This is a genomic window from Mycobacterium sp. 1245852.3 (assembly GCF_001669335.1).
GTDB lineage: Bacteria > Actinomycetota > Actinomycetes > Mycobacteriales > Mycobacteriaceae > Mycobacterium > Mycobacterium europaeum_A.
This window is the reverse complement of record NZ_LZLL01000554.1, coordinates 1-21,469: the sequence shown is the minus strand read 5'-3', so window position 1 is coordinate 21,469 and position 21,469 is coordinate 1. Positions and strand designations below refer to the sequence as shown.

General features: G+C 69.1%; 24 protein-coding genes and 2 pseudogenes. 8 read left to right on the top strand and 18 right to left on the bottom strand.

Annotation, left to right across the window (positions count from 1 at the left end; genetic code table 11):
* Positions 1 to 253: 253 nt before the first annotated feature.
* Complete coding sequence (locus A9W96_RS26040) at positions 254 to 1,105, bottom strand: LLM class F420-dependent oxidoreductase (protein ID WP_066881735.1); 852 nt, start codon at positions 1,103 to 1,105, stop codon at positions 254 to 256.
* A 51-nt stretch (positions 1,106 to 1,156) separates the two neighbouring features.
* Here A9W96_RS26040 and A9W96_RS26035 point away from each other — a divergent pair, with 51 nt between their 5' ends.
* On the top strand, positions 1,157 to 1,597 hold the full coding sequence (locus A9W96_RS26035; protein WP_067144168.1) for a hypothetical protein: 441 nt from the start codon (positions 1,157 to 1,159) through the stop codon (positions 1,595 to 1,597).
* Positions 1,598 to 1,724: 127 nt separating this feature from the next.
* The gene (locus A9W96_RS26030) at positions 1,725 to 2,729 is read left to right on the top strand and encodes a PHP domain-containing protein (protein WP_067144166.1); all 1,005 of its coding nucleotides are present in this window, start codon (positions 1,725 to 1,727) and stop codon (positions 2,727 to 2,729) included.
* Between the two features lie 8 nt (positions 2,730 to 2,737).
* Here A9W96_RS26030 and A9W96_RS26025 read toward each other — a convergent pair whose 3' ends face one another.
* The 3 genes from A9W96_RS26025 to A9W96_RS26015 form a co-directional block, all read right to left on the bottom strand.
* The gene (locus A9W96_RS26025; protein WP_231999909.1) at positions 2,738 to 3,496 is read right to left on the bottom strand and encodes a YoaK family protein; all 759 of its coding nucleotides are present in this window, start codon (positions 3,494 to 3,496) and stop codon (positions 2,738 to 2,740) included.
* A gap of 151 nt (positions 3,497 to 3,647) precedes the next feature.
* The gene (gene dinB, locus A9W96_RS26020) at positions 3,648 to 4,853 is read right to left on the bottom strand and encodes a DNA polymerase IV (RefSeq protein WP_067144162.1); all 1,206 of its coding nucleotides are present in this window, start codon (positions 4,851 to 4,853) and stop codon (positions 3,648 to 3,650) included.
* A gap of 30 nt (positions 4,854 to 4,883) precedes the next feature.
* Positions 4,884 to 5,522, bottom strand: coding sequence for a TetR/AcrR family transcriptional regulator (locus A9W96_RS26015; RefSeq protein ID WP_067144160.1), 639 nt, complete (start codon positions 5,520 to 5,522; stop codon positions 4,884 to 4,886).
* A gap of 77 nt (positions 5,523 to 5,599) precedes the next feature.
* Between A9W96_RS26015 and A9W96_RS26010 the strand changes: the two genes are divergently transcribed.
* The gene (locus A9W96_RS26010) at positions 5,600 to 7,069 is read left to right on the top strand and encodes an NAD(P)/FAD-dependent oxidoreductase (RefSeq protein WP_066881711.1); all 1,470 of its coding nucleotides are present in this window, start codon (positions 5,600 to 5,602) and stop codon (positions 7,067 to 7,069) included.
* Positions 7,070 to 7,073: 4 nt separating this feature from the next.
* On the opposite strand, the gene rraA is transcribed toward A9W96_RS26010, so the two are convergent.
* The 9 genes from rraA to A9W96_RS32360 all read right to left on the bottom strand — a co-directional run bounded on the left by rraA (position 7,074) and on the right by A9W96_RS32360 (position 12,772).
* Positions 7,074 to 7,556 carry a ribonuclease E activity regulator RraA gene (rraA, locus tag A9W96_RS26005; RefSeq protein WP_067144158.1) on the bottom strand — a complete coding sequence of 161 codons (483 nt, stop codon included), beginning with the start codon at positions 7,554 to 7,556 and terminating at the stop codon, positions 7,074 to 7,076.
* A 25-nt stretch (positions 7,557 to 7,581) separates the two neighbouring features.
* Positions 7,582 to 8,034, bottom strand: a complete 453-nt coding sequence (locus tag A9W96_RS33175; protein WP_067024012.1) for a nucleoid-structuring protein H-NS — start codon at positions 8,032 to 8,034, stop codon at positions 7,582 to 7,584.
* Between the two features lie 99 nt (positions 8,035 to 8,133).
* Positions 8,134 to 8,634, bottom strand: a complete 501-nt coding sequence (locus A9W96_RS25995) for a copper resistance CopC family protein (RefSeq protein ID WP_067024008.1) — start codon at positions 8,632 to 8,634, stop codon at positions 8,134 to 8,136.
* Complete coding sequence (locus A9W96_RS25990; protein ID WP_067024005.1) at positions 8,631 to 9,293, bottom strand: YcnI family protein; 663 nt, start codon at positions 9,291 to 9,293, stop codon at positions 8,631 to 8,633. Before A9W96_RS25990 ends, A9W96_RS25995 begins: the two co-directional genes overlap by 4 nt.
* A gap of 28 nt (positions 9,294 to 9,321) precedes the next feature.
* On the bottom strand, positions 9,322 to 9,978 hold the full coding sequence (locus tag A9W96_RS25985) for a DUF6474 family protein (protein WP_066881719.1): 657 nt from the start codon (positions 9,976 to 9,978) through the stop codon (positions 9,322 to 9,324).
* Between the two features lie 142 nt (positions 9,979 to 10,120).
* Positions 10,121 to 10,519 carry a hypothetical protein gene (locus A9W96_RS25980; RefSeq protein ID WP_007771864.1) on the bottom strand — a complete coding sequence of 133 codons (399 nt, stop codon included), beginning with the start codon at positions 10,517 to 10,519 and terminating at the stop codon, positions 10,121 to 10,123.
* Positions 10,520 to 11,117: 598 nt separating this feature from the next.
* Positions 11,118 to 11,651 carry a peptidase gene (locus A9W96_RS25975; RefSeq protein ID WP_066881721.1) on the bottom strand — a complete coding sequence of 178 codons (534 nt, stop codon included), beginning with the start codon at positions 11,649 to 11,651 and terminating at the stop codon, positions 11,118 to 11,120.
* A 193-nt stretch (positions 11,652 to 11,844) separates the two neighbouring features.
* On the bottom strand, positions 11,845 to 12,468 hold the full coding sequence (locus tag A9W96_RS25970; RefSeq protein ID WP_066863798.1) for a superoxide dismutase: 624 nt from the start codon (positions 12,466 to 12,468) through the stop codon (positions 11,845 to 11,847).
* Positions 12,469 to 12,616: 148 nt separating this feature from the next.
* Positions 12,617 to 12,772, bottom strand: coding sequence for a hypothetical protein (locus A9W96_RS32360; RefSeq protein ID WP_165827960.1), 156 nt, complete (start codon positions 12,770 to 12,772; stop codon positions 12,617 to 12,619).
* 480 nt (positions 12,773 to 13,252) lie between these two features.
* On the opposite strand from A9W96_RS32360, the gene A9W96_RS25965 reads away from it, so the two are divergent.
* Complete coding sequence (locus tag A9W96_RS25965) at positions 13,253 to 14,299, top strand: DUF4328 domain-containing protein (protein ID WP_156765417.1); 1,047 nt, start codon at positions 13,253 to 13,255, stop codon at positions 14,297 to 14,299.
* A 4-nt stretch (positions 14,300 to 14,303) separates the two neighbouring features.
* Entirely contained in the window at positions 14,304 to 15,128 is an 825-nt protein-coding gene (locus A9W96_RS25960) for a glycerophosphodiester phosphodiesterase (RefSeq protein WP_067025625.1), read from the top strand.
* A gap of 8 nt (positions 15,129 to 15,136) precedes the next feature.
* Here A9W96_RS25960 and A9W96_RS25955 read toward each other — a convergent pair whose 3' ends face one another.
* Both A9W96_RS25955 and A9W96_RS25950 read right to left on the bottom strand, forming a co-directional pair.
* Positions 15,137 to 16,327 carry an LCP family protein gene (locus A9W96_RS25955; RefSeq protein ID WP_067144156.1) on the bottom strand — a complete coding sequence of 397 codons (1,191 nt, stop codon included), beginning with the start codon at positions 16,325 to 16,327 and terminating at the stop codon, positions 15,137 to 15,139.
* A gap of 54 nt (positions 16,328 to 16,381) precedes the next feature.
* Positions 16,382 to 17,176, bottom strand: a complete 795-nt coding sequence (locus A9W96_RS25950; RefSeq protein WP_067144154.1) for a DUF2470 domain-containing protein — start codon at positions 17,174 to 17,176, stop codon at positions 16,382 to 16,384.
* Between the two features lie 89 nt (positions 17,177 to 17,265).
* Here A9W96_RS25950 and pheA point away from each other — a divergent pair, with 89 nt between their 5' ends.
* Together pheA and A9W96_RS25940 are read left to right on the top strand one after the other, a co-directional pair.
* A complete protein-coding gene (gene pheA / locus A9W96_RS25945) occupies positions 17,266 to 18,216 on the top strand; it encodes a prephenate dehydratase (RefSeq protein ID WP_066880221.1) in 951 nt (316 codons plus the stop codon).
* Entirely contained in the window at positions 18,213 to 18,899 is a 687-nt protein-coding gene (locus A9W96_RS25940; RefSeq protein ID WP_067144152.1) for a histidine phosphatase family protein, read from the top strand. Before pheA ends, A9W96_RS25940 begins: the two co-directional genes overlap by 4 nt.
* A 4-nt stretch (positions 18,900 to 18,903) precedes the next feature.
* On the opposite strand, the gene A9W96_RS25935 is transcribed toward A9W96_RS25940, so the two are convergent.
* The 3 genes and pseudogenes from A9W96_RS25935 to A9W96_RS25925 form a co-directional block, all read right to left on the bottom strand.
* Positions 18,904 to 19,095 carry a hypothetical protein gene (locus tag A9W96_RS25935; RefSeq protein WP_066871612.1) on the bottom strand — a complete coding sequence of 64 codons (192 nt, stop codon included), beginning with the start codon at positions 19,093 to 19,095 and terminating at the stop codon, positions 18,904 to 18,906.
* Between the two features lie 3 nt (positions 19,096 to 19,098).
* Positions 19,099 to 19,519, bottom strand: a pseudogene (locus A9W96_RS25930) (metallopeptidase family protein).
* A 4-nt stretch (positions 19,520 to 19,523) separates the two neighbouring features.
* Positions 19,524 to 20,900: a septum formation family protein gene (locus A9W96_RS25925; RefSeq protein ID WP_067144148.1), complete on the bottom strand. Its 1,377-nt coding sequence runs from the start codon at positions 20,898 to 20,900 to the stop codon at positions 19,524 to 19,526.
* Positions 20,901 to 21,012: 112 nt separating this feature from the next.
* On the opposite strand from A9W96_RS25925, the pseudogene A9W96_RS25920 reads away from it, so the two are divergent.
* Positions 21,013 to 21,469, top strand: a pseudogene (locus A9W96_RS25920) (serine--tRNA ligase); the annotation flags it as partial.

The window sequence follows — 21,469 nt, the reverse complement described above, 5'->3', positions numbered from 1 at the left end:
CGACCGATCGCAGGAGAGATTCTTGTGCATATCCACCCATTACCTCAGTCACGGATGGGGCGAATCGCCTGGTCATGGTTGCGTCACCCGGTCAAAAGTCGGGAGTTCCCGGCCAAGCACGAACGCTTGGTGACCCCCCAGGACTTGCTGCTGTTCGGTGCGTGACCGCCCGTTCGGCGCGCTCAGCGGCGCGCCGCGGGTTTGCTCAACATGCGCCCGGCGGGATTTCCGCCGGGCCGCCCCAAAGGCGCCGTCACCGCTCCCATAGGCCCGAGTCGCGGATCGCCTCGGCGAGCGGTTCGAGCACGGCTGGGTCGTGCGGCGGCGGCAGGTAGACGATGCCCAGATCCAAGCCCTCGGCGGCCAGCCCGGCCGCGTCCTCGATGACCTTCCCGTAATTCAGATCCGGCTCCAGGCGCAGGTGGGCCGAGAGCGTGATCTCCTTGGGGTCGCGGCCGATGTCCGCGCAGTGCGATGCCAGCACGTCGCGCTTGTGGGCGAAGACGTCGGGCGGACCGCCCACGAAATTCCAGTGCTGGGCGTAGCGCGCGGTGATGCGCAACGTGCGCTTTTCCCCGCTGCCGCCGATGCAGATCGGTGGGTGCGGGCGCTGCGGGCCCTTGGGCTCGTTGCGGGCGCCTTTGAGCTGGTAGAACTTGCCGTCGAAGTCGGTGGTCTCCTGGCTGAGCAGGCTGGTCAGCACCTCGCACGCCTCCTCGAAGCGGTCGAAGCGTTCCTTGATGCTGCCCAGTTCGATGCCGTAGGCGCCGGACTCCTCCTCGTTCCAGCCGGCGCCGATGCCCAGCTCGAGCCGTCCGTTCGAAATGATGTCGAGGGCGGCGGCCATGTTGGCCAGGACCGCGGGGTGGCGGTAGTGGATCCCGGTGACCAGGGTGCCCACCCGGAGCCGCTTGGTGGCCTGGGCGAGGGCGGTCAGCGTCGTCCAGCCCTCCAGGCAGGGCCCGCTGCTGTCGGAGAAGATCGGGTAGAAGTGGTCGAACGTCCACCCGGACTCGTAGACCTCGATGTCGTCGGCCGCCTGCCAGACGGCGAGCATCTGTGCCCAGGTGGTGTTCTGCGGGGAAGTCTTGAACGCGAATCGCATGCCGTCGACGTTAGTCGGTGTTTATGAAGGACAACTAAACTCAAGCTCACGATGACTGCTGTCTGCGGCTCCCTCGGAATGGACACCAAGATCACCCTGCTGGCGGCGGGCCTGATCTTCCTGCTCGCGCTGGTGCTGGGCGTGTGGAAATACCGCGAGATGATGGCGTCGGAGAACCACCTCGCGCATCCCTACGTCGACATCGCGCATCGGGCGGCGCTGCTGTATTCGTTCGCGACGCTGCTGCTCGCGGTGTTCGTGCAACTGAGCGCCTGGCCGGTCTGGGTGAACCTGACGGCGGCGGGGGTGGTCGTCTTCTTCTTCGTGGCCGCCATCGCCGCCTACATCAGCCACGGCGCGCGGCGCGACACCGTCAACCAGTTCGAAAACGCCGACGGGCGTCTCGTGCTGGCGATGACGGCGCTGATCGCCGGGGAGATCGGCGGCTTCAGCGTGCTGCTCGCCGGATTCGTCGCCGGGCAGCTGTTGTAAGCGGGGAGATCGTGCGGTGACCTGCTGCGCCCGGCTTCGCCGCGCTTGCAATCACCGCGGAGGTCGTGCGGTGACCTGCTGCGCGGCTTCGCCGCGCTTGCAATCACCGCGCGGGCACACTGGAGTCATGGACCCGGTAGCGGCGTTACGGCAGATCGCCTATTTCAAGGACCGCAGCCGCCACGACCCCCGGCGCGTGATGGCTTACCGCAATGCGGCCGACATCATCGAGGGCCTCGACGACGCGACCCGCGAGCGGCACGGCCAGGCCAACAGCTGGCAGTCCTTGCCGGGGATCGGCCCCAAGACCGCCAAGGTCATCGACCAGGCGTGGTCCGGCCGCGAACCCGATCTTCTCGTCGAATTGCGTTCCAGTGCCGAGGATCTTGGCGGCGGTGACATCCGTTCCGCGCTGCGCGGGGATCTGCATCTGCATTCCAACTGGTCGGACGGCTCGGCGCCGATCGAGGAGATGATGGCCAGCGCGGCGGCGCTGGGGCACGAGTACTGCGCGTTGACCGACCATTCGCCGCGGCTGACCATCGCCAACGGGCTCTCACCCGAGCGGTTGCGCAAGCAGCTCGACGTGATCGACGGCCTGCGGGAGAAGTGCGCGCCGATGCGCATCCTCACCGGGATCGAGGTCGACATCCTCGACGACGGCAGCCTCGACCAGGAACCCGAGCTGCTCGAGCGCCTCGACGTGGTGGTGGCCAGCGTGCACTCCAAGCTGTCGATGGATGCGCCCGCGATGACCCGGCGGATGCTGCGGGCGGTGGCCAACCCGCACGCCGACGTGTTGGGGCACTGCACCGGCCGGCTGGTCTCCGGGAATCGCGGCATCCGGCCGGAATCCAAGTTCGACGCCGAGGCGGTGTTCACCGCGTGCCGCGACCACGGCACGGCGGTGGAGATCAACTCCCGCCCCGAGCGGCGCGATCCGCCCAGCCGGCTGCTGAACCTGGCGCTCGAGATCGGCTGTGTGTTCACCATCGATACCGACGCGCACGCGCCCGGTCAGCTGGATTTCCTCGGCTATGGCGCCCAGCGCGCGCTGGACGCGGGCGTGCCCGTCGACCGGATCGTCAACACCTGGCCCGCCGAGCGGCTGCTGGAGTGGACCGCCAATTGAGCCGCCGCTCAGACCTGCACCGGTTCGGAGTCCTGGGGAACCGGTGCGTCGTCGCTGCGTCCGGCGCCCTGCAGCAGGTTGGCGGCGCCGACCGTCGCGCAGGTCGCGGCCGGGATGAGCAACGCGTAACCCCCCAGCTGAGCCCCGAACGCGATCCCGGCCACGCCGCCGCCGACGAATAACACGAGGGTCGTCGCCAGTATCGCCGTTTTCCAGTTCTTGATTCCGTGTAGCCGGCTGCGACCGAGGATCAGCCCGAGGTCGGTGACCGTTCCGGTGAAGTGCGTGGTGCGGATCGCCATTCCGCGAAAGCTCGACGTCATCCCGTTTTGCAGACCGAGCGCCGCGGCGGCGAGCAGCGCCTGCACCGCGGTCTGCTCGATGCCGAGAGCGTTGATCTGTGCCCTGACGACGGTCTCCTCGACCCCGGCCGCGGCGAGCACCAGCAAGCCTGCCTCGAGGAAGAGCACGGCGGCATGGCGTGGGCCGGCAAGACCATCGGTGGGTGCGAGGATCGCCCCGGCGATGGTCGCTCCCGTCAGGAAGCCTAGAAAAATCGCGCCGAGCACGTGGCCTTCGTACAGCCACGGGTTGGCGGTGTGCATGCCCAGCTGCGTGGTGATCCCCGTCAGATTGCCAACGGGCACCGCCAAAATCAGCAGTGCCACGGCGTTGACGAAGCCCGCGGATAGGGCGAGTAACGCGCTGTAACCAAGCACGAGACCCTCGTGGGGCAGGCCGGTGTCGCGGGATTGCTGCGGCGGCATCGGATTCAATTGCTCACTTTCGAGGTCGGGTTTTCGCCAGCCTAACAATCGGGCCGCCGCACAACCGGCGTCGCAACGCCGATTCAAATGAACCTCAAATCATCGAAAAGTGTTGTGGCAGACAATAATTAGAATAAACACCGAAAACGGGTCAGTCGGGTAGGTGCGGCATCTCTATACCCGGATCGCGGCCGACCAAAACCGCGGGCGTCAGGGCGGACTTGCCGTACCGATCCCGCACGCGGTCGATCACCGCGTCGATGGCGAGTCGATTGGTATCGCCGCCGAACGGCAGCATCAGCTGCTGGGAGCCGCTGCGGTCGATGCCCGACACGGCGAAGCCGATTAGCGTCAGGCCGCGCTGGGCGATCAGCGACGCCGCGTCCGCGACCAGCCCGCGCGCGGTGGCCAGCAGGGGCGCCGTCGATGACGTGGCCCACGGCAGGGTGCGCGATCGGGTCGCCCGGCCGAAGTCGTCGAAGCGCAGCCGCAGCACCACGGTGCGGCCGGTGCGTCCGGCGGCGCGCATGCGGCCGGTGATCCGGTCGATCAGATTGACCACGACGGCGTCGATCTCGTTGGCGGACAGGGTGTTTCCGGCGCGACCCAGCGCTCGCTGCGCGCCGACAGACCGGCGACGGACACCGGTGGTCACCCGGCGGCGGTCGATATTGCGGGACAGGGCGTACAACTGGCGGCCCATCGCCCCGCCCACCATGGAACCCAGCGCGGACTCGCTGAGCTCGGCGACGTCGGCGACCGTCACGATGCCGTGCGCACGCAGCTTCTCGGCGGTTACCGCGCCCACACCCCAGAGCCGGCGCACCGGCAGCGGCCGCAGGAAGGCCAGCTCCTGGTCGGGCGGCACCATCAACAGCCCGTCGGGCTTGGCCTCCTGGCTGGCGACTTTGGCGAGGAACTTCGTGCGCGCGACGCCGACGGTGATCGGCAGCCCGACGCGCTCGCGCACGTCCGCGCGCAGCCGCTCGGCGATCGCGACCGGCGTGCCACTGACCCGCCGTAGCCCGCCGACGTCGAGGAAGGCCTCGTCCACCGACAGCGGCTCGACGATCGGGGAGCAGTCGCGGAACACCTCGAAAACCGCGTCACTGGCGCGCGAATAGGCGCTCATCCGCGGCGGCACCACCACGGCGTGCGGGCACAACCGCCGCGCCTGCGACCCGCCCATGGCCGTGCGCACGCCGTAGGCCTTGGCCTCGTAGCTCGCGGCCAGCACCACACCGCCGCCCACGATCACCGGTCGGCCCCGCAGGGTGGGGTCGTCGCGCTGCTCGACGGACGCGTAGAAGGAATCCAGGTCCGCGTGCAGGATGGACGCATCGCACCGCACGAACATATGTTCGCACAGGGCGCCGACGGCTGAGTTTCAGCAGGCGTCGCCGTAGACGCTGCTGACCCAGATGTGCACCAGCGTGTCGAGTAACTGCTCGCTGGGCACCGAGGGCCGCGCGTCGGCGAACGAGCTGAGCATGACCTTCTCGTTGAGCAGGTTCAGCGCCGCGGACAGGTTGCGGGCCGGCAGCGTCACCGGCGCCGCGCCGCGGGCGCGCTCGGCTTCGATCACGGTGGTGATGTGGTCCACCCACTTCTGCATGAAGCGCGACCACAGGTCGTCGACGTCCTTGTTACTGCGCGCCGCGTCGGCGGCCAGTGACACCGCGCGATGCGCCCCGAAGGTCTCGACGAACACGTTGATCCCGATGCGCCACAACGCTTTCAGGTCGGCGGGCGGGTTGGCGACCATGGTCTGAAGCGCGGAGTCGGCCTGCATGATGACCCGTTCGAACAGGGTGAGCAGCACCGCGTCCTTGGACGGGAAATAGAAGTAGAACGTCGGCCGGGACAGGCCGGCACCCTTGGCCAGGTCGTCGACGGAGATGTCGGCGAGCGAGCGCTCCCGCAGCAGTTGTTCGGCGGTGGACAGGATGGCCAGTTCACGGTCGTCGCCGGACGGGCGCGCCGAACGCCTGCCCCGGTGCGTGCGGGCGGAACCGACGGTAGTCACGGCCGCTACTTTACACGCTGTTGAGAGTTTCGACACGGTGTTGACTGGCTCAACACGGTGTTGATAGCGTTGGATTCATGACTGAGCATCTCGACGTCCTCATCGTCGGCGCCGGCATCTCCGGCGTGAGCGCGGCCTGGCACCTGCAGGAACGCTGCCCGACAAAGAGCTACGCCATCCTCGAACGCCGCGCCGACCTCGGCGGAACCTGGGACCTGTTCAAGTACCCGGGCATCCGGTCGGACTCGGACATGTTCACCCTGGGCTTCCGGTTCAAGCCCTGGCGCTCGGCGAAGTCCATCGCCGACGGGGCCTCGATCAAGGCCTACATCAAGGAGACCGCCGTCGAGAACAAGATCGAGCCGAAGATCCGCTACCGCCACCGGGTGGTGGCCGCCGACTGGTCCGACAACGACAACCGCTGGACCGTGACCGTCGAGAGTGACGGCCGGCAAAGCGAGATCACGTGCTCGTTCCTGTTCGCCTGCACCGGCTACTACAACTACGACGAGGGGTTCTCGCCAACCTTCCCGGGCTCCGAGGACTTCGGCGGCACCATCGTCCACCCGCAGCACTGGCCGGAGGACCTCGACTACGCGGGCAAGCGGATCGTCGTGATCGGATCCGGTGCCACCGCGATCACCCTGATTCCCGCCCTGGTGAACTCGGGCGCCGGCCACGTGACCATGCTGCAGCGCTCGCCGACCTACATCGGGTCGCTGCCCGGGGTCGATCCGTTCGCCGAGAAGGCCAACCGGCTGTTGCCCGAGCGCCTCGCGCACATGGCCAACCGCTGGAAGGCCATCGCGTTCAGCACTTTCCAGTACCAGCTGTCCCGCAAGGCCCCGGGCTACATGCGCAAGACGTTGATGACGATGGCGCAGCGACGCCTGCCGGAGGGCTACGACGTCGAAAAGCACTTCGGTCCGCGCTACAACGTCTGGGACGAGCGGCTGTGCCTGGCCCCCGACGGCGACTTCTTCCGGACCATCCGGCACGGCAAGGCCGACGTCGTCACCGACACCATCGACCGGTTCACCAAGACGGGCATCAAGCTCACCTCGGGTGAGGAGCTGTCGGCCGACATCATCGTCACCGCAACGGGATTGAACATGCAGTTGCTGGGCGGGGTGAAGCCGACCCGCAACGGCCAGGACATCGACCTGACCTCGTTGATGACCTACAAGGGGCTGATGTTCTCCGGTGTGCCCAACTTCGCGATCACCTTCGGATACACGAACGCGTCCTGGACGCTGAAGGCCGACCTGGTCTCGGAGTTCGTGTGCCGATTGCTGAACTACATGGATGCCAACGGCTTTGACTTCGTCGAGCCGCAGCACCCGGGCAGCGATGTCGACGAGCTGCCGTTCATGGACTTCACTCCCGGCTACTTCCGGCGGTCGATGCACCTGCTGCCGAAGTCGGGGTCGCGGGCGCCGTGGCGGCTCAAGCAGAACTACTTCTTCGACATGCGCACGATCCGGCGCGGCAGGGTCGACGATGAAGGCTTGAAGTTCGCGAAAAAGCCTGCCCCGGTGGCCGTTTAGCGCGTCAGTCTGCGGCGACGACGACTATTCCGTCGTCGTCGCTGTAGGCGATCTCGCCCGGGGTGAACGTCACCCCGCCCAGGGTGACCTCGACGTCGCGCTCGCCGGCACCGGTCTTGGTGCTCTTGCGGGGATTGGTACCCAACGCCTTGATGCCGATGTCCATGCCCCGCAGCGTGGCCGAGTCGCGCACGGCGCCGTTGACGATCAGCCCGGCCCAGCCGTTGGTACGGGCCAACTCGGCGATGACGTCGCCGACCAGAGCGGTGTGCAGGGAACCGTGGCCGTCGATGACCAGAACCCCGCCGCCGCCGGGCTCCGAGAGGATCGATTTCAGCAGCGCGTTGTCCTGAAAACACCGCACGGTGCTGATCGGGCCGGCGAATTCGGTCCGGCCGCCCAACTGGCGGAATTGCACGTCGCAGCTGCGTACGTCGGGACCGATGCTGTCTACGAGGTCGGCCGTCGGCCGGAATGACACCGTCACTTCTGACACGTTAGACGTCCGCCGCTCAGCGGCGACGCAGCTGGCGAATGAGCAGGATGGCCAGCAGGCTGACGGCCAGGGCAACGATCAGGGGCACCGGGGACTGACCCGCCGCAGGACCGGCGATCGCGGGAGCGACGGGATTGTTGGCGGCCTCCACGGTGGATTTCGCCTGCGCGGCAGCATCTTTGGCGGCGGCCGTGAGGTCGCCGTTGCTTTCGGCCCGCTGTGCGACGTCGAGCGGCTGCTCGGCCGGGCGTTCGGGTGGCTTTGGGGGCGCCGGTTCGGCGCTCTTGGCCGGCACCTTCTTGGCGGGTGCTTTTTTGGCCGGCGCTTTCTTGGCGGGCGCCTTCTTCGCAGGGGCCTTCTTGGCGGGCGCTTTCGCGGTCTTCTTCACCGCCTTGGCGGGCGGTGTCTTCTCCGGCGGGATGCCGGCGCCGTCAGGTGCGCTGTTCGTTGGGTCCTGCGGGTCTGCCATGCGGCCGCTCCTTGAGCTTCCTCTGTCGTCGTTCCCCTGGCTCACCGGGTTCAAGGTCCCATCATGCCAGGACGCGTCGGGGCGCCTCGCTGGCCGTACTCAGCGCCTACCCCGCGCCGCCCACCAGGCGCCGGCGGCGACGAGCGCCACTGCGACGGCCACGAACGGCCAGACCGGGACGGTACCGCCGCCCGCCGGGGCCGCCGCGGGGGGACCGGGCGTGCCGGTGCCGGGCACCGTGAGCCGAAACGACCATGATCCGGACACCACGTGGCCATCGGCGGAGGTGACGCGGTAGTTCACCGCGTACGTTCCGGCCGGCCCGAGTGGCCGCAGGGCGATGCCGACCACCGCGCCCTGCACCGTGGGCTCTCCCGTGGACCACACGTTGCCGTCGGGCCCGACCACCGTCATGGCGGCGAACGTGGTTTGCAACTGCTCGTTGAACGTGGCGCTCACCCGCTGCGGGCCCGTCGCCAGCGCTGCATCGGCTGCGGGATCGGTGGCCAAGCGGGTGGCGTGGGCCGACGCGGCCGGCGCGGTCAACGTGGCGATCAGGAACATAACGCCGACGCACGCGCCAACCGCCAGGCGCTTCATGCCCGCCGGCGGATCAGTGCCATCGCGATGCCCGCGGCGGCGACCACCAGAGCGGCGCCGCCCAGCAGCCGGGCGGTGTTATCGGCGACAGTGGGCCCGGTCGGCGGGGGGCCGGGGGAGCCGTGGTGTTGATGCGGTGCCGCCGGTCCGGTGGCGAGGGTGAGCGTGGGTACCGGGTGCTCCGGCTCGCTCCCGTCCGGCAGCGGCGGCTGATCCCACTTCACGACGGTTCCGTCGGAGTAGCTCTGCGCGGCGGGGAAGCTGACGGTGTCGGCGTCGGGCAGCTTGACCGACAGCCGGAACAGGGCGAATTGATCTGGCCCGATGCCGCCGGTGAGGGCGGCGGTCCACGTCACCGAGCGCACGGTGCCCGACGCGGCGTCGCGGTCGAGCCGGGCCGTCCAGCCCGGCTGGCTTTCGGTGCGCGCCGACGGCACGTTGGGAAGGGTGACGGTCAGCGCGGTGGTGAGCGCCCCGTTGTTCGACTCGTTGGGCACCTGGAACGTGACGATAGCCATGGCCCCGCGCACCGCGTTGTCGCTGCTGGCGTGCACGTGCGCCCAGGCGGCGGGCAGCTGGGCCGCCGACCCGAGATAGAGGGCGGCCGCCGCAACGAGCGCCGTCAGCGTGCGTGAGACCCACCTGCGGTGGACGGGCATGCCGGAGTGCCGCCTTTCCTGCGAGAGGTCAGCTCAGTCCGAGGCGGGCCATCAGATCCGCCTCGATCCCGTCGAGCTGCGTCGAGATCGCGGCGTGGGCCGCCCGGCGGCGCGCGGCCGGCATGTTCTCGGCGGCGGTGACCGCCGCCGACAGGTCGCTGAGCCGCTCGGCGATGGCGGAGACGAACTGCTTGGTCTCGGCGTCCTTGGGCTTCTTGTCCTGCACCGTGCGCAGCGACTTCTCCGCCCCCGCGATGCGGGCCGACAGCTGGGCGCCGTGACCGGAGAACTGGCCGATCTGCGCCAGCGGAATGCCGAGTTGATCCGCGCGACGCTGATCGATGAGCGCGCGGGCCGCGACCGCCGCCCGGTAGATGAGCGGCGTGAGGATCGGCGCGAGCAACCGGGACACCGTCAGCACCCGGCGGATCCGCGTCGGTGAGAAGATCTTGCCCTCCCGCACGGCCTTGAGTTCGGCCTCCGCGACCTTCAGGGCGTTGCGGTCGCGGTCCCGTTGCGCCTTGATCTGCGCGCGCAGCGCCTTGCTCTCGGCCCGCTGAGCGGATTTGGCGCGGCGCACCTCGTTTTTCGCGGCCAGCTTGGCCTCGAGCTTCGCGCGGGCCCTGATCGCGCGGGCTTCGGCGCGACGCGTCGCGCGGCTCTTTCGCTTGCGGAACAGGCCCATTCCCGGCCGCCTCCCGGTGATCTCGCTGGCAATCGTTGTCTATCGCTCTCGCGGTTGCGCGATCCGCTGAGCCAACCCTAATCGGAATGGGCGGGCGGCAGCCCTCCAGGGCAGGCTCGATGGCCGGTGCCCGGCGTGGACGTCAGGCGTCTAAGTGCTCGGCGCGGCGCAGTTCGTTGACTCGCTCCATGACCTCGCGCTGCGCCTCGGGGGACAGCTCTGCCGTGCGAACCGCGATGCGGCGCACATTGTCGTCGCGCGTCGTGGCCAACCACGACAGTTCCTTGTCGAGCTTCTCGTAGTACTCGTCGTCGGTGAAGTACGCCGACTTGATGCGGAAGAAATTGGCCAAAGCGGCCATGGTCGCCGTCGACGGGTTGGTGCGGTTGCCGGAACGCAACTGGGAGAGGTAGGGAGCCGACATCGTTATGCCCTCCGCCTTGAGCGCCGCGATCACTTCCGCGGAGGTGTGCGGCCCGCGTCCCGGGGGATACACCGTGTCGAACAGGCGATTCAGGCGAGCAGCGAACGTCGTGCTCATTGATATGACCTCCACTGGGCTGTAGAAGTGAACTATTACCTAGGTGTATTTGCTGATCATGGTAGCGAGGCTTGGTGACCGTAACCAGGTGCAAACCCCAAGGGATTCCCGACCGGCATAGCTGACGCTTGCCAACTCCCCACTTGACGAGCGTCTAACTGATTCGCTGGGGTGTCCACTAAATACTTGGAACTCACAGGTTATCCGCAGAATTGCAGGTTCGTTCCAAGGTGGCGGGCGAACCGCGCGCTGACGGGTGCGATAATATGCCGAAACGTGCTGGGCGATCGCTCCGCAACGGGCCGACGATCCGAGGCGATTTAGCCCATCCTTTGCTGTCGAGTTGGAAAAACGCCTGCGCGACGGTCGCGCGTGCCCGGCGTGCGGCCCCGGCCGCCGGTGGTCGAGGCGTCGTTAACTTAGCCGGATACCGCTGGTAGCGTCCCGATTGCGTCGACGGTTCTGCGGCGCCGCAGCGTCTATGGGGCCGCGGTTGCGGAAACGGGCCGCGCGGGTGCAGACGGTCACGCCAGCGTCGGGCAAGGCGAATCGCGATTCGCGCGCGGGCAGCGAAAGCGCGGCGCAAACCGGCATTTCGTTACGCGGCGAGCAGCATCGCCAGTATCGCCGTATCGGGGTGGCTGATCGGGTCGACGCCGACCCGGCTCACCATCGAGGTGATGGTCCCGTCGGCCTCGGCCTCCACCCAGGCCGCACGATGCTCGAGTCCGAGATAGGGCAGTCCCGGCAGCAAGACGCATCCCGATGCCGCGCCGGTGCATTCGGGCAGTGACGGCGTGGTTTCCGACGGCGGGTGCAACATGAGCAGAGCCGGCGGCTGATGCTCCGCGAAATAGCCTGGCTGGATGGCGGATTCACCGAACACCGTGCCCTCGGCCAGCACCAGGCCAACCGTGCCGGGCGCAGGTTCGTCCGGAAGTTCTTCGCGCGCACCGAACACCGTTGTGGTCGAGAGCAATCCGGGCAGCGACGCGATTCTGACGGCGACCATGAGGAGCTGGGCCCATTCCTTGGTCGAGTCGGGCCACCGCCCGGAGATCACGAACCCCTTCAAGGCACCACGAGAATGGAACGGGGACACCCCGATAGGCCCGTCCGACCCAGTTTCCATCTCGACCTCCGCGCGATGACTCCGCTTGGAACAACCACACTGGCAAGTCCGAATAATTAAGCATGCCTGCGGTTTAGGCGCCGTGCAACACGACACGGTCAGCGGCGCAGACCTACTCACGCGGTCGAGCGAGGGCCGGACAAACGACTGGGGCGCCGCGCAACGCGCGACGCCCCCGCCGATCGAAATGAAGTCAGCCGAAAATAAGGCCCTGGGTTTTCGACGTCGCGGCCTCGTACCGCTTCTGCACGTCCGCCCAGTTGACGACGTTCCAGAACGCCTTGACGTAGTCCGCCTTGACGTTCTTGTACTGCAGGTAGAAGGCGTGTTCCCACATGTCGACCTGCAGCAAGGGGATGATGCCGAGCGGAACGTTGGCCTGCTGGTCGTAGAGCTGGAAGGTCAGCAGCCGGCTGCCCAGGGTGTCGTAGCCCAGGACCGCCCAGCCCGAACCCTGCAGCCCGTTGGCGGCCGCGCTGAACTGCGCGCGGAAGCGGTCGAAGGATCCGAAGGCGTCATCGATCGCGGCGGCCAGTTCACCGGTCGGCTTGTCGCCGCCGTCCGGTGACAGGTTCTTCCACCAGATCGAGTGGTTGACGTGGCCGCCCAGGTGGAAGGCGAGATTCTTTTCGTTCAGGAAGATCGCAGCGTGGTCCTCGTTGGCGCGGGCCTCTTCGAGCTTGGACAGAGCGTCGTTCACGCCTTTGACGTACGTGGCGTGGTGCTTACTGTGGTGGATCTCGTTGATCTGCCCGGAGATGTGCGGTTCCAACGCTGCATAGTCCCAGTCCAAGTCGGGCAGGGTGTATTCAGCCACGGCATTCCTTTCTTCGATTATCGTCTTGACGCTCAGTCGCGCGGCGCCGCCTCGCGGCGGCCGGCCGTTATCAACCCTGCTCCATGACCGCGCGCTCCGCAAGAACGACCCTTGTGAGCCGGAACGCGAATACCCGCTGAGCGGTAGTTCAGAACAAGACGATGACCGCGAGCACGGCCAGCAATGCCAGGGCGATCAGCCCGGCGCGCAGCGCGGCGATGCTGTAGCTGTGATTCCACGCCGGGGAGCCGCAGTACGACTTCGACGGGCCCGGTGAACCCGGACCGAACGAATGCGTGGCCATCAATCGCCTTTCACCCCCGGTCACCTCGCGTCAGTGAGGTGAGTCACAAACACTTTTTGCGAACGCGATCATAGCGCTTTGTGGCGGGCTGAAGAAATATCGCGCTGAACTGCGGCTTGGCGAAGGCGGCCGGGCTCCAACGCCCGCTCCGGGCGCGGGGTTGATCCTCGGCCGGACGCGCTGCTCGCACGGGTGCTTAGTGAGGCAATCCATTTCGCTCAACGACCGCTCCGGGCTGTCTATGGCGTGCCAGCGACGCCGGGTGTTATCCACAGTCACACCACGGTCAGCCGCCAGAGGCTGTAGCGATGCTTTCTATACCCCGTGGGTCTATGTGGATAAACCTGTGGAAACTGTGGATAGTCGGCGGCGCCGCGCGGGTTGCCGATCCCGCTCCCCGCGACCGACGGCGACGGCCGCCGGGCGGGCCCGCGGCCGGCGGTCCCGAGGCCCGCACCGGGACGGCGTTAGTCTGGTCCGGTGATCCAGGTGTGCTCCCAGTGCGGCACCCGCTGGAACGTGCGTGACCGGCAACGCGAATGGTGTCCCCGCTGCCGCGGAGCCCTGCTGGCGCCCTCGCCGGACAGCCCCGCTGCCGATCCGCGCTGGAGTGCGCCGGGGGCCCCGGCTCCGGCCCGCCCTTCGAGGTCGCCCGGCTGGCAGCGCACGCCGCCGCGGCTACCGCCCGGCTATCGCTGGATAGCGGTGCGCCCCGGTGCCGCGCCGCCGGTGCGACGCGGGCGCCGTCCCCTCGGACCCACGCCGCGTTACACCGTGATCCCGCGCTGGGGTTTGGCCGACCGGGTCGAGCAGGCGCCTGCGGCGGCTGAGGCGGCCGCGCCGTCCGGGCCGTCGGCGCAAATCGTTCGCACCGCGTCCTTTGTGGGCGTGCTGGTACTCAGCATCGCCGCCCTGGTCTACGTGGTGCGCTACGTGCTGCTGGTGATCAACCGGAACACCTTGCTGAACACGTGGGTGGCCATCGGCGCCGACTGGCTCGGCGTGCTCGCCAGCGTGGGCGCCGGTGCGGCGGTGATCGCCGCCGGCGTGCTGCTGATCCGCTGGATGATCGCGCGCCGCGCCGCCGTCTTCGCCCATCACGGTCTGCCCGAGCCGCGCTCCACGCGGGCGCTGTGGGCCGGTTGCGTCGTGCCGCTGGCCAATTTGCTGTGGGCCCCGGTGTACGTGATCGAGCTGGCGCTGCTCGAGGAGCACTACGCCCGGCTGCGCGGCACCATCCTGCAGTGGTGGGTGGCGTGGGTTTGCAGCTGCGCCGTGTCCATCGCCGCCATCGCGACCAGCTTCGCCACCGACGCCCAGGGCATCGCCAACAACACCGTGCTGATGGTCTTCGCGTACCTGTTGGCGGCCGCCACGCTGGCCGCCGCGACCCGCGTCTTCGAGGGATTCCAGCGCAAACCCGTCGCACGTCCCGCGCATCGCTGGGTCGCGGTTCCCGATGACGGGCCCGCCGCGCCGGCGTCGGCCGACCCAGTTGAGTTGAAGGGGCAGGAACCGGCAGCATAGGGGTATGACGTGGGCCGACGAGGTGCTCGCCGGGCATCCTTATGTCGTCGCCCACCGCGGCGCTTCGGCGGCGCGGCCCGAACACACGCTGGCCGCCTACGACCTCGCGCTCAAAGAAGGCGCCGACGGCGTGGAATGCGATGTGCGGCTGACCCGTGACGGCCACCTGGTGTGCGTGCACGACCGCCGGCTGGACCGGACCTCGACCGGCGCGGGCTTGGTCAGCACCATGACCCTCGCCGAACTGCGTGAGCTCGAGTACGGGGCGTGGCACGACAGCTGGCGCGAGGACGGCACGCACGGCGACACCAGCTTGTTGACGCTGGACGCGCTGGTCTCGCTGGTGCTGGATTGGCATCGGCCGGTGAAGCTGTTCATCGAAACCAAGCACCCCGTCCGCTACGGGTCGTTGGTCGAGACCAAGCTGCTCGCGTCGCTGCATCGGTTCGGCATCGCCGCGCCCGCGTCGGCTGACCGGTCCCGTGCGGTGGTCATGTCGTTTTCGGCGTCCGCGGTCTGGCGGATCCGGCGGGCCGCCCCGCTGCTGCCCACGGTGCTGCTCGGCAAGACCGGGCGTTACCTGACCAGCGGCGCGCCCACCGCTATCGGCGCCACCGCCGTTGGGCCTTCGCTGACGACGCTGAAGGAGTATCCCCAGCTCGCCGACCGGGCCATCGCCCAGGGCAGGGCGGTCTACTGCTGGAACGTCGACGATTACCAGGACATCGATTTCTGCCGCGACGTCGGGGTGGCCTGGCTCGCCACCCACCACCCCGGTCGCACCAAGGCGTGGTTGCAGGGCAACCGCGCCGGCGACGGCAGCGGCTAGCCCGGCCGCTATTGCGGTTCGTCCGCCGCGGCGGGAGGCACCGGCGCATCGGAAGCCAGCGCCTGGAACAACCGCTTGGCCGCATCGTGATTCCACACCACCACCGAGCCGGCGTCACCGCTGGTGAACTGGCCGATCGGCACGGTCATGGTGGTGGTCGACCCATGCAGCGCCCAGCCGAGCCGGGCCAGATCCCAGGCGTGGTCGCCGCGGTCGACGGTCAGCGCGTCGGCGGCCGCCCGCGGCACCGAATACCAGCGCCAGGGGTTGAGCCACACCGCGGGGCTTGCGGCCCGATGCAGCAGCGCCGCCACGAACTGACGCTGGTTGACCATCCGGTCCAGGTCGGCGCGGGGCGTGTCGCGGGACCTGACGTAGCCCAGCGCGTTGCGCCCGTCGAGGGTGTGGCAACCCGCGGGCAGGTCGATGCCGGCCAACGGGTCGTTGAGCGACGTCGTCGGGCACACCGTCACCCCGCCCAGCGCGTCCACCAAGCCGGCGAACCCGCCGAACCCGATCTCCGCGTAGTGATCGAGGCGCAATCCGGTGGCCTGCTCCACCGTCCGCACCAGCAGCGGCGCACCGCCCATCGCGAACGCGGCATTGATCTTGTCTTTGCCGTGCCCCGGGATCGGCACGTAGGAGTCGCGCGGTATCGACACCATCGACGTCTGCGCTGCGGATCCGATGCTCGGCACGTGAACCAGCAGGATCGTGTCGGTACGCCCGTTACCGATGTCGCCGCCCGTGGCCAGGTCTTGTTGCTGCTCGGCGGTGAGGCCTTGGCGGCTGTCCGATCCGACGACCAGCCAGTTGGTCCCCCGGCCGGCCGCGGGCCGGTCCGGATAGTCGGCCAGGACCTCCTCGCGGTGCAGTTTGGTGTCGAACCAGATGGCCCCGGCGACGACGCCCGCGCCGAGCAGCAGTGCCCCCACCAGCAGGATCGACAGCACCGTGCGGAGCCAGCGGCGCTTGCGGCGCTTGGGTGACGTGCGCGGGGCCTGAGGTCGCGACGGCGCCGCCGGCCCGGGCGCCGACACGGCGGCGGGACGCGCCCTCGGCCGGTTCAGCGGCTGGGTCTCCGCCGTCGGCGACGGCGGCGGGCCGGCGTGGCGGTGGATCACCTGCGGCGGCTCGGGGCGCGGTGGCCCGGGCGGCCCAAGCGGGCGCCGAGGCTGGGGTGCGCGCTCGCCGTTCACCCGAGTAAACGTACGTGGCCGGCGCTCGGTCGCGCCGGTGCGCCGCGCTCTCGGCTAGCCGCGCGCCCGAAGCCCGTTGATGAAGGGGCAGCCCATCAGCACCCGGATCGCCTGGCTCAGGCCGGTCATGTCGTCGACCGGCTTATGGAACGGCAGCCGGACGTCGTGATCGCGATCGTCTCCCTCGACACGGAACCGGACGCCGTAGCGGTCCAGGCCCAAAGGCCGGACGTGCCCGCGCCGCAGCGGCGCCGGCAGCCGGGACACCAGCCGCGCGAGGACGTCGCTGTGGGCGGTGTCCAGGTGCCACAGCAGGCTTGACTCGAGCGCGCAGAACGGATCCGGGCGGGCGTCCAGCAGGTCGGCCACACTGACCGGCTCGGCGCCGGTGGCGTCGGTGACGACCACCGAGGCGATCTCGAGCCGCAACAGGGTGTAGCGCGGCTCGTCGCCGCCGCCGGGCCTGCAGCGTGGGGTATCGATGCCCAGCAGGGCGGGATTCGGGCACTCGGCGGCGATCAGGTCGAGCAGATCGAGGATCTCCGTCGGGTGTACCTCTTGGAGGCGACCGCGCACCCACACCAGCGAGCGGACCGGTTCGCGCAGCGGTAGGGGCGCGTAGTCGGTCAGCTCCAGCAGCGCCTGGGACCCCGAGATGGGGCGCACCAATTCCCGTTCCCGCTCGACGGGAAGCGCCAGCGCAACCGATCCGTCGTCCATCAGGTGGTGCAGGGGGGTGGGGACCGGGTCGTCGTGCTCGATGGCCAGCAGCGCGCCGCTGGCGCGGACACAGGCGCTGCGGATCCGTTCGGCGGTCGTCGGGGCAGGGCAGCTCAGCGGTAACACCATTCTCATCCTTTGATTAGGTAAGCCTAAGTTAACTCACCCGGGGTGACGTCGCAAGACTTTTCTGGCCCGCGCGCCGCTAGGGTTGGGACGTGGCCCGCATCGCATACCTCGGTCCGGAGGGGACGTTCACCGAGGCGGCGCTGCGACAGATCAGCGCGGCGGGACTCATTCCCGACGAAGGCCCAGCCGGGGTGCAACCCGCGCCCGTCGAAAGCACCTCCGCGGCGCTGGACGCCGTGCGCGACGGCACCGCCGACTACGCCTGCGTCCCGATCGAGAACTCGATCGACGGCTCGGTGACACCGACCCTGGACAGCCTGGCCATCGGCTCACCCCTGCAGGTGTTCGCCGAGACCACGCTGGACATCGCCTTCAGCATCGTCGTCAAACCAGGCCGCAGCGCCACGGACGTGCGGACGCTGGCGGCCTTCGGTGTGGCGGCGGCCCAGGTGCGCCAGTGGGTGGCCGCCAATCTGCCCGACGCCGCGTTGCGGCCGGCGTACTCCAACGCCGACGCCGCCCAGCAGGTCGCCGAGGGACGCGTCGACGCCGCGGTGACCTCGCCGTTGGCCGCCGCGCATTGGGGCCTGGGCACCCTGGCCGAGGGTGTGGTCGACGAATCCAACGCCCGGACCCGCTTCCTTCTGGTCGGGCGGCCGGGCCCACCGCCGGCCCGGACCGGAGCCGACCGCACCTCGGTCGTGTTGCGCATCGACAACGCGCCTGGCGCGCTGCTGGCCGCGCTCGCCGAATTCGCCGTCCGCGGCATCGACCTCACCCGCATCGAATCCCGGCCGACCAGAACGGGTCTCGGCATCTACCGCTTCTTCGCCGATTGCGTCGGCCATATCGACGACGACGCCGTGGCTGAGGCACTCAAAGCGCTGCACCGTCGTTGTGCTGATGTGCGTTATCTCGGTTCCTGGCCCACCGGCTCGCCGGCCGGGGCGTTGCCGCCCTCCGCCGAGGAGGCCGCGCGCTGGCTGCAGCAGCTGCTGGACGGCAAGCGCGACGAGTCCGCCGGGGGAGCGCGGCGGTGAGCGGCCGGTTGATCCTGGTGCGCCACGGCCAGTCATTCGGAAACGTCGAGCGCCGGCTCGACACCCGCCCGCCGGGTGCGGAGCTGACCCCGTTGGGCCGCGACCAGGCGCGGGCATTCGCCCGCGGGGCGGGGCGCCCGGCGATGCTCGCGCATTCGGTGGCCACCCGGGCCTCGCAGACGGCCGAGGTGATCGGCGGCCAGGTCGCCGTGCCCCCGATCGAGGTGGCCGGCGTGCACGAGGTCCAGGTCGGGCGGCTGGAAAACCGCAACGACGACGACGCGGTCGCCGAGTTCAATGCGATCTACGAGCGGTGGCATCACGGCGAGCTCGACGTGGCGCTTCCCGGCGGCGAGACCGGCACCGACGTGCTGGACCGCTACGTCCCGGTGCTCACCGACCTGCGCCTGCGTTACCTCGACGACCGCGACTTCCACGGCGACATCGTCGTCGTCAGCCACGGCGCGGCGATCCGGCTGGCCGCCGCGGTGCTGGCCGGCGTCGACGCCGAGTTCGCGCTGGACAACCACCTGGACAACGCCCAGTCGGTGGCCCTCACCCCGATCACCGACGGGCGGTGGAGTTGCGTGCGTTGGGGGACGCTGACCCCGCCGTTCTACCCGGAGGAAGAGACGACGCCGGTCGCGGACGCGGTGCGGTCCAGCGCCGACCCGATGGGTTGACCCGTCAGACGGCCAGGGCGATCACTTCGGTGCACACGCATCCGACGGCGTCGCAGTCGATCACGAAGGCGTGCGGCAACAGCTCGGGACTGAAGCAATCCGGCTCCGTGCATTCCGACCGGTGCAGCGCGTGGCGAATGATGGTGCCGTGACAGTGATCTAAGCCTGCCCGACAGTCGCGGCAGTCAATGCTCATAGGTCAGTTCATAGCACCCGTCGCGGACAAAATCGGGATGCCGCGCCCGGCGAAACGGCGCCGCGCCAGATTCTCAGGCCCAGCCCAGCTCGTGCAGCCGGTCGTCGTCGATGCCGAAGTGGTGAGCGATTTCGTGGATCACCGTGATGGCCACCTCCTCGACGACCTCGTCCTCCGATTCGCAGGCGTCCAGCAGCGCGTCCCGGTAGATGGTGATGGCATCCGGCAGGGATCCGGAATAGTCGGAGTCACGTTCGGTCAACGCCACGCCCTCGTACAGGCCGAGCAGTTCGGCGTCGTCGGGATGGCGGTCTTCGACCAGCACGACGACGTTGTCCATGGCGGCCGCCAGCTCGGGCGGGATGAGGTCGAGGGCGCCGGAGACCAGTTCGTCGAAGCGTTGCGGATCCATCCGGACGGACACCCGCCTAGCCTCCCGGCGGGGGCGCGGCGGGCGGTGCCTCGGGTGCGGGATTCGCCGGTGGTGGCGGTGCGGGCGCCGGTGCCTCGGGTGCCGGGTTGGCCGGCGGGGCGCCGTTGTCCGCCGGCGGCGCCTGCTGTTGCGGGGCCTGCTGCTGCGGGGCCTGCTGCTGGGGTTGCTGCGCGGGCTGCTGGCCGGGCAGGTGTTGGTTGTTCGGCGGGATCTCCGGGGCCGAGCCGGTGCCGGCGCCGGACTGGGTGGACGGCGGCTGAGCCGGGACCTGAAGCGGGATCGGCGGCATGGTGAGCCGCTCCTCGGGGATGTCGGGCGGCGGTACGGGCGGTTGACCGTTGATCAGCAGCTGGCCCTTGGCGCTGTTCAGCAGGGTGGCCCAGCCGCCGTTGCCCAGCGTCGCGCCGATGCTGCAGGCCACCTCGCGGCTACCCGCCGTCCAACTGGCCAGCGGCACCGTCGGGTAGATCAGCGTCAAGGTGGTGGTGCGCAGCTTGACCGGCGCCAGGTACGCGTCGGTCATCTTGGTGCACGAATCCTTGATGAAGCCGTCCTGGTCGGGCTCGGCCGGCAGGCCACCGGGGAACTTCTCGGCCAGGTTGACCGTGCCGGTGACCTCCATGGCGTGCGGCGCCGCGCAGTCGACGGGCGCGTCGGTCGGCTGGTTGGTCGCCGAGTCGATGCCCAGACAGGTGCCGGCCGGCCACACCTTGGACTGGTCGACGTCGGCGACCTTGCCCTTGAAGGCCTGCTGCTGGTTGTTCATCCCGGGCAGTTGCAGACCGCACAGCATCCGGCGGTCGCCGTTCTGGCGCCAGGCCCGGTCGCCGGGCCACAGCAGGCTGACGGTGAACTTGCTGTTCGGATCGAACTTGGGGCCGAGGTAGGTGCGGACGGCGGCCTCGCACTGCTCCTGGGTGATCTGCTGGATGCGCGCGGGCGTCGGGGGTGCGGCGTTGGGCCCGTATTCGGAGCCCGGGAACGTCCGCATGTCAATCGATTCGGCGACTTCGAACTTGTGGTCGTCACCGCAGTTGACGATCCTCGCCGACTCCGGGGTTGTCTCCGGCCACATCAGGCACTCGCCGGTGGCGGCCCGGTTGAAGGCGGCGTCGCTCTTGGTTCCGGTGCTGCGCACCGGGCTGCTGTCGAGGAACCGACCCGATCCGGGACCGCCGACCGGGATCGCGGTGACCAGCCCCGCGATCAGCAGGCCGCCGAGCGCGGTGAGCAGCAGCGCGCGCCGGGTCGCCCGGGCCTGCAGGCTGCGCGGCCAACCGAAGGCCGACGGCTGCTGTTCGGACGACTCGACCGCCCGGGTTTCCCGGGCTTCCGAAAGTTCCTTCTCGGGCGCTTGCGACATCCGCTCCATTCTGACAGGAGCGCCTGAGACCGGTGACAAAAGTTACGGATGTGAGTCCTGCGACTTTGCGCGGTGGATGCGCCGCCAGCCGCCCCGAACCGGTGAAAGTAGTCTCAGGGCCGTGATCGACCTGAAGCTGCTCCGGGAAGACCCCGATGCCGTGCGCCGCTCCCAGCTCAGTCGTGGCGAGGACCCGGCGCTGGTAGACGCGCTGTTGACCGCCGACGCCGCCCGCCGGGCCGCGATCTCGTCGGCCGACGGGCTGCGGGCCGAACAGAAGTCCGCCAGCAAGAGCGTCGGGGCGGCCTCTCCCGAGGAGCGCCCGGCCAAGCTGGCGCGCGCCAAGGAACTGGCCGAGCAGGTGAAGGCCGCCGAAGCCGCCCAGGCCGACGCGGAGGCCGCGTTCACCGCGGCGCACATGGCGATCTCCAACGTCGTCATCGACGGGGTGCCCGCCGGCGGCGAGGACGACTTCGCCGTGCTCGACGTGGTCGGCGAGCCCGCGGCGATCGACGACCCGAAGGACCACCTGGAGCTCGGTGAGTCACTCGGGCTGATCGACATGCAGCGCGGGGCCA

What these genes read in the sequence shown, in the direction of transcription:
- A9W96_RS26040 (WP_066881735.1), bottom strand. Translation starts at nt 1,105, where the DNA reads ATGCGATTCGCGTTCAAGACTTCCCCGCAGAACACCACCTGGGCACAG.
- A9W96_RS26035 (WP_067144168.1), top strand. Translation starts at nt 1,157, where the DNA reads ATGACTGCTGTCTGCGGCTCCCTCGGAATGGACACCAAGATCACCCTG.
- A9W96_RS26030 (WP_067144166.1), top strand. Translation starts at nt 1,725, where the DNA reads ATGGACCCGGTAGCGGCGTTACGGCAGATCGCCTATTTCAAGGACCGC.
- A9W96_RS26025 (WP_231999909.1), bottom strand. Translation starts at nt 3,496, where the DNA reads ATGCCGCCGCAGCAATCCCGCGACACCGGCCTGCCCCACGAGGGTCTC.
- dinB (WP_067144162.1), bottom strand. Translation starts at nt 4,853, where the DNA reads ATGTTCGTGCGGTGCGATGCGTCCATCCTGCACGCGGACCTGGATTCC.
- A9W96_RS26010 (WP_066881711.1), top strand. Translation starts at nt 5,600, where the DNA reads ATGACTGAGCATCTCGACGTCCTCATCGTCGGCGCCGGCATCTCCGGC.
- A9W96_RS33175 (WP_067024012.1), bottom strand. Translation starts at nt 8,034, where the DNA reads ATGGCAGACCCGCAGGACCCAACGAACAGCGCACCTGACGGCGCCGGC.
- A9W96_RS25995 (WP_067024008.1), bottom strand. Translation starts at nt 8,634, where the DNA reads ATGAAGCGCCTGGCGGTTGGCGCGTGCGTCGGCGTTATGTTCCTGATC.
- A9W96_RS25990 (WP_067024005.1), bottom strand. Translation starts at nt 9,293, where the DNA reads ATGCCCGTCCACCGCAGGTGGGTCTCACGCACGCTGACGGCGCTCGTT.
- A9W96_RS25985 (WP_066881719.1), bottom strand. Translation starts at nt 9,978, where the DNA reads ATGGGCCTGTTCCGCAAGCGAAAGAGCCGCGCGACGCGTCGCGCCGAA.
- A9W96_RS25980 (WP_007771864.1), bottom strand. Translation starts at nt 10,519, where the DNA reads ATGAGCACGACGTTCGCTGCTCGCCTGAATCGCCTGTTCGACACGGTG.
- A9W96_RS25975 (WP_066881721.1), bottom strand. Translation starts at nt 11,651, where the DNA reads ATGGAAACTGGGTCGGACGGGCCTATCGGGGTGTCCCCGTTCCATTCT.
- A9W96_RS32360 (WP_165827960.1), bottom strand. Translation starts at nt 12,772, where the DNA reads ATGGCCACGCATTCGTTCGGTCCGGGTTCACCGGGCCCGTCGAAGTCG.
- A9W96_RS25960 (WP_067025625.1), top strand. Translation starts at nt 14,304, where the DNA reads ATGACGTGGGCCGACGAGGTGCTCGCCGGGCATCCTTATGTCGTCGCC.
- A9W96_RS25950 (WP_067144154.1), bottom strand. Translation starts at nt 17,176, where the DNA reads ATGGTGTTACCGCTGAGCTGCCCTGCCCCGACGACCGCCGAACGGATC.
- A9W96_RS25935 (WP_066871612.1), bottom strand. Translation starts at nt 19,095, where the DNA reads ATGAGCATTGACTGCCGCGACTGTCGGGCAGGCTTAGATCACTGTCAC.
- A9W96_RS25925 (WP_067144148.1), bottom strand. Translation starts at nt 20,900, where the DNA reads ATGGAGCGGATGTCGCAAGCGCCCGAGAAGGAACTTTCGGAAGCCCGG.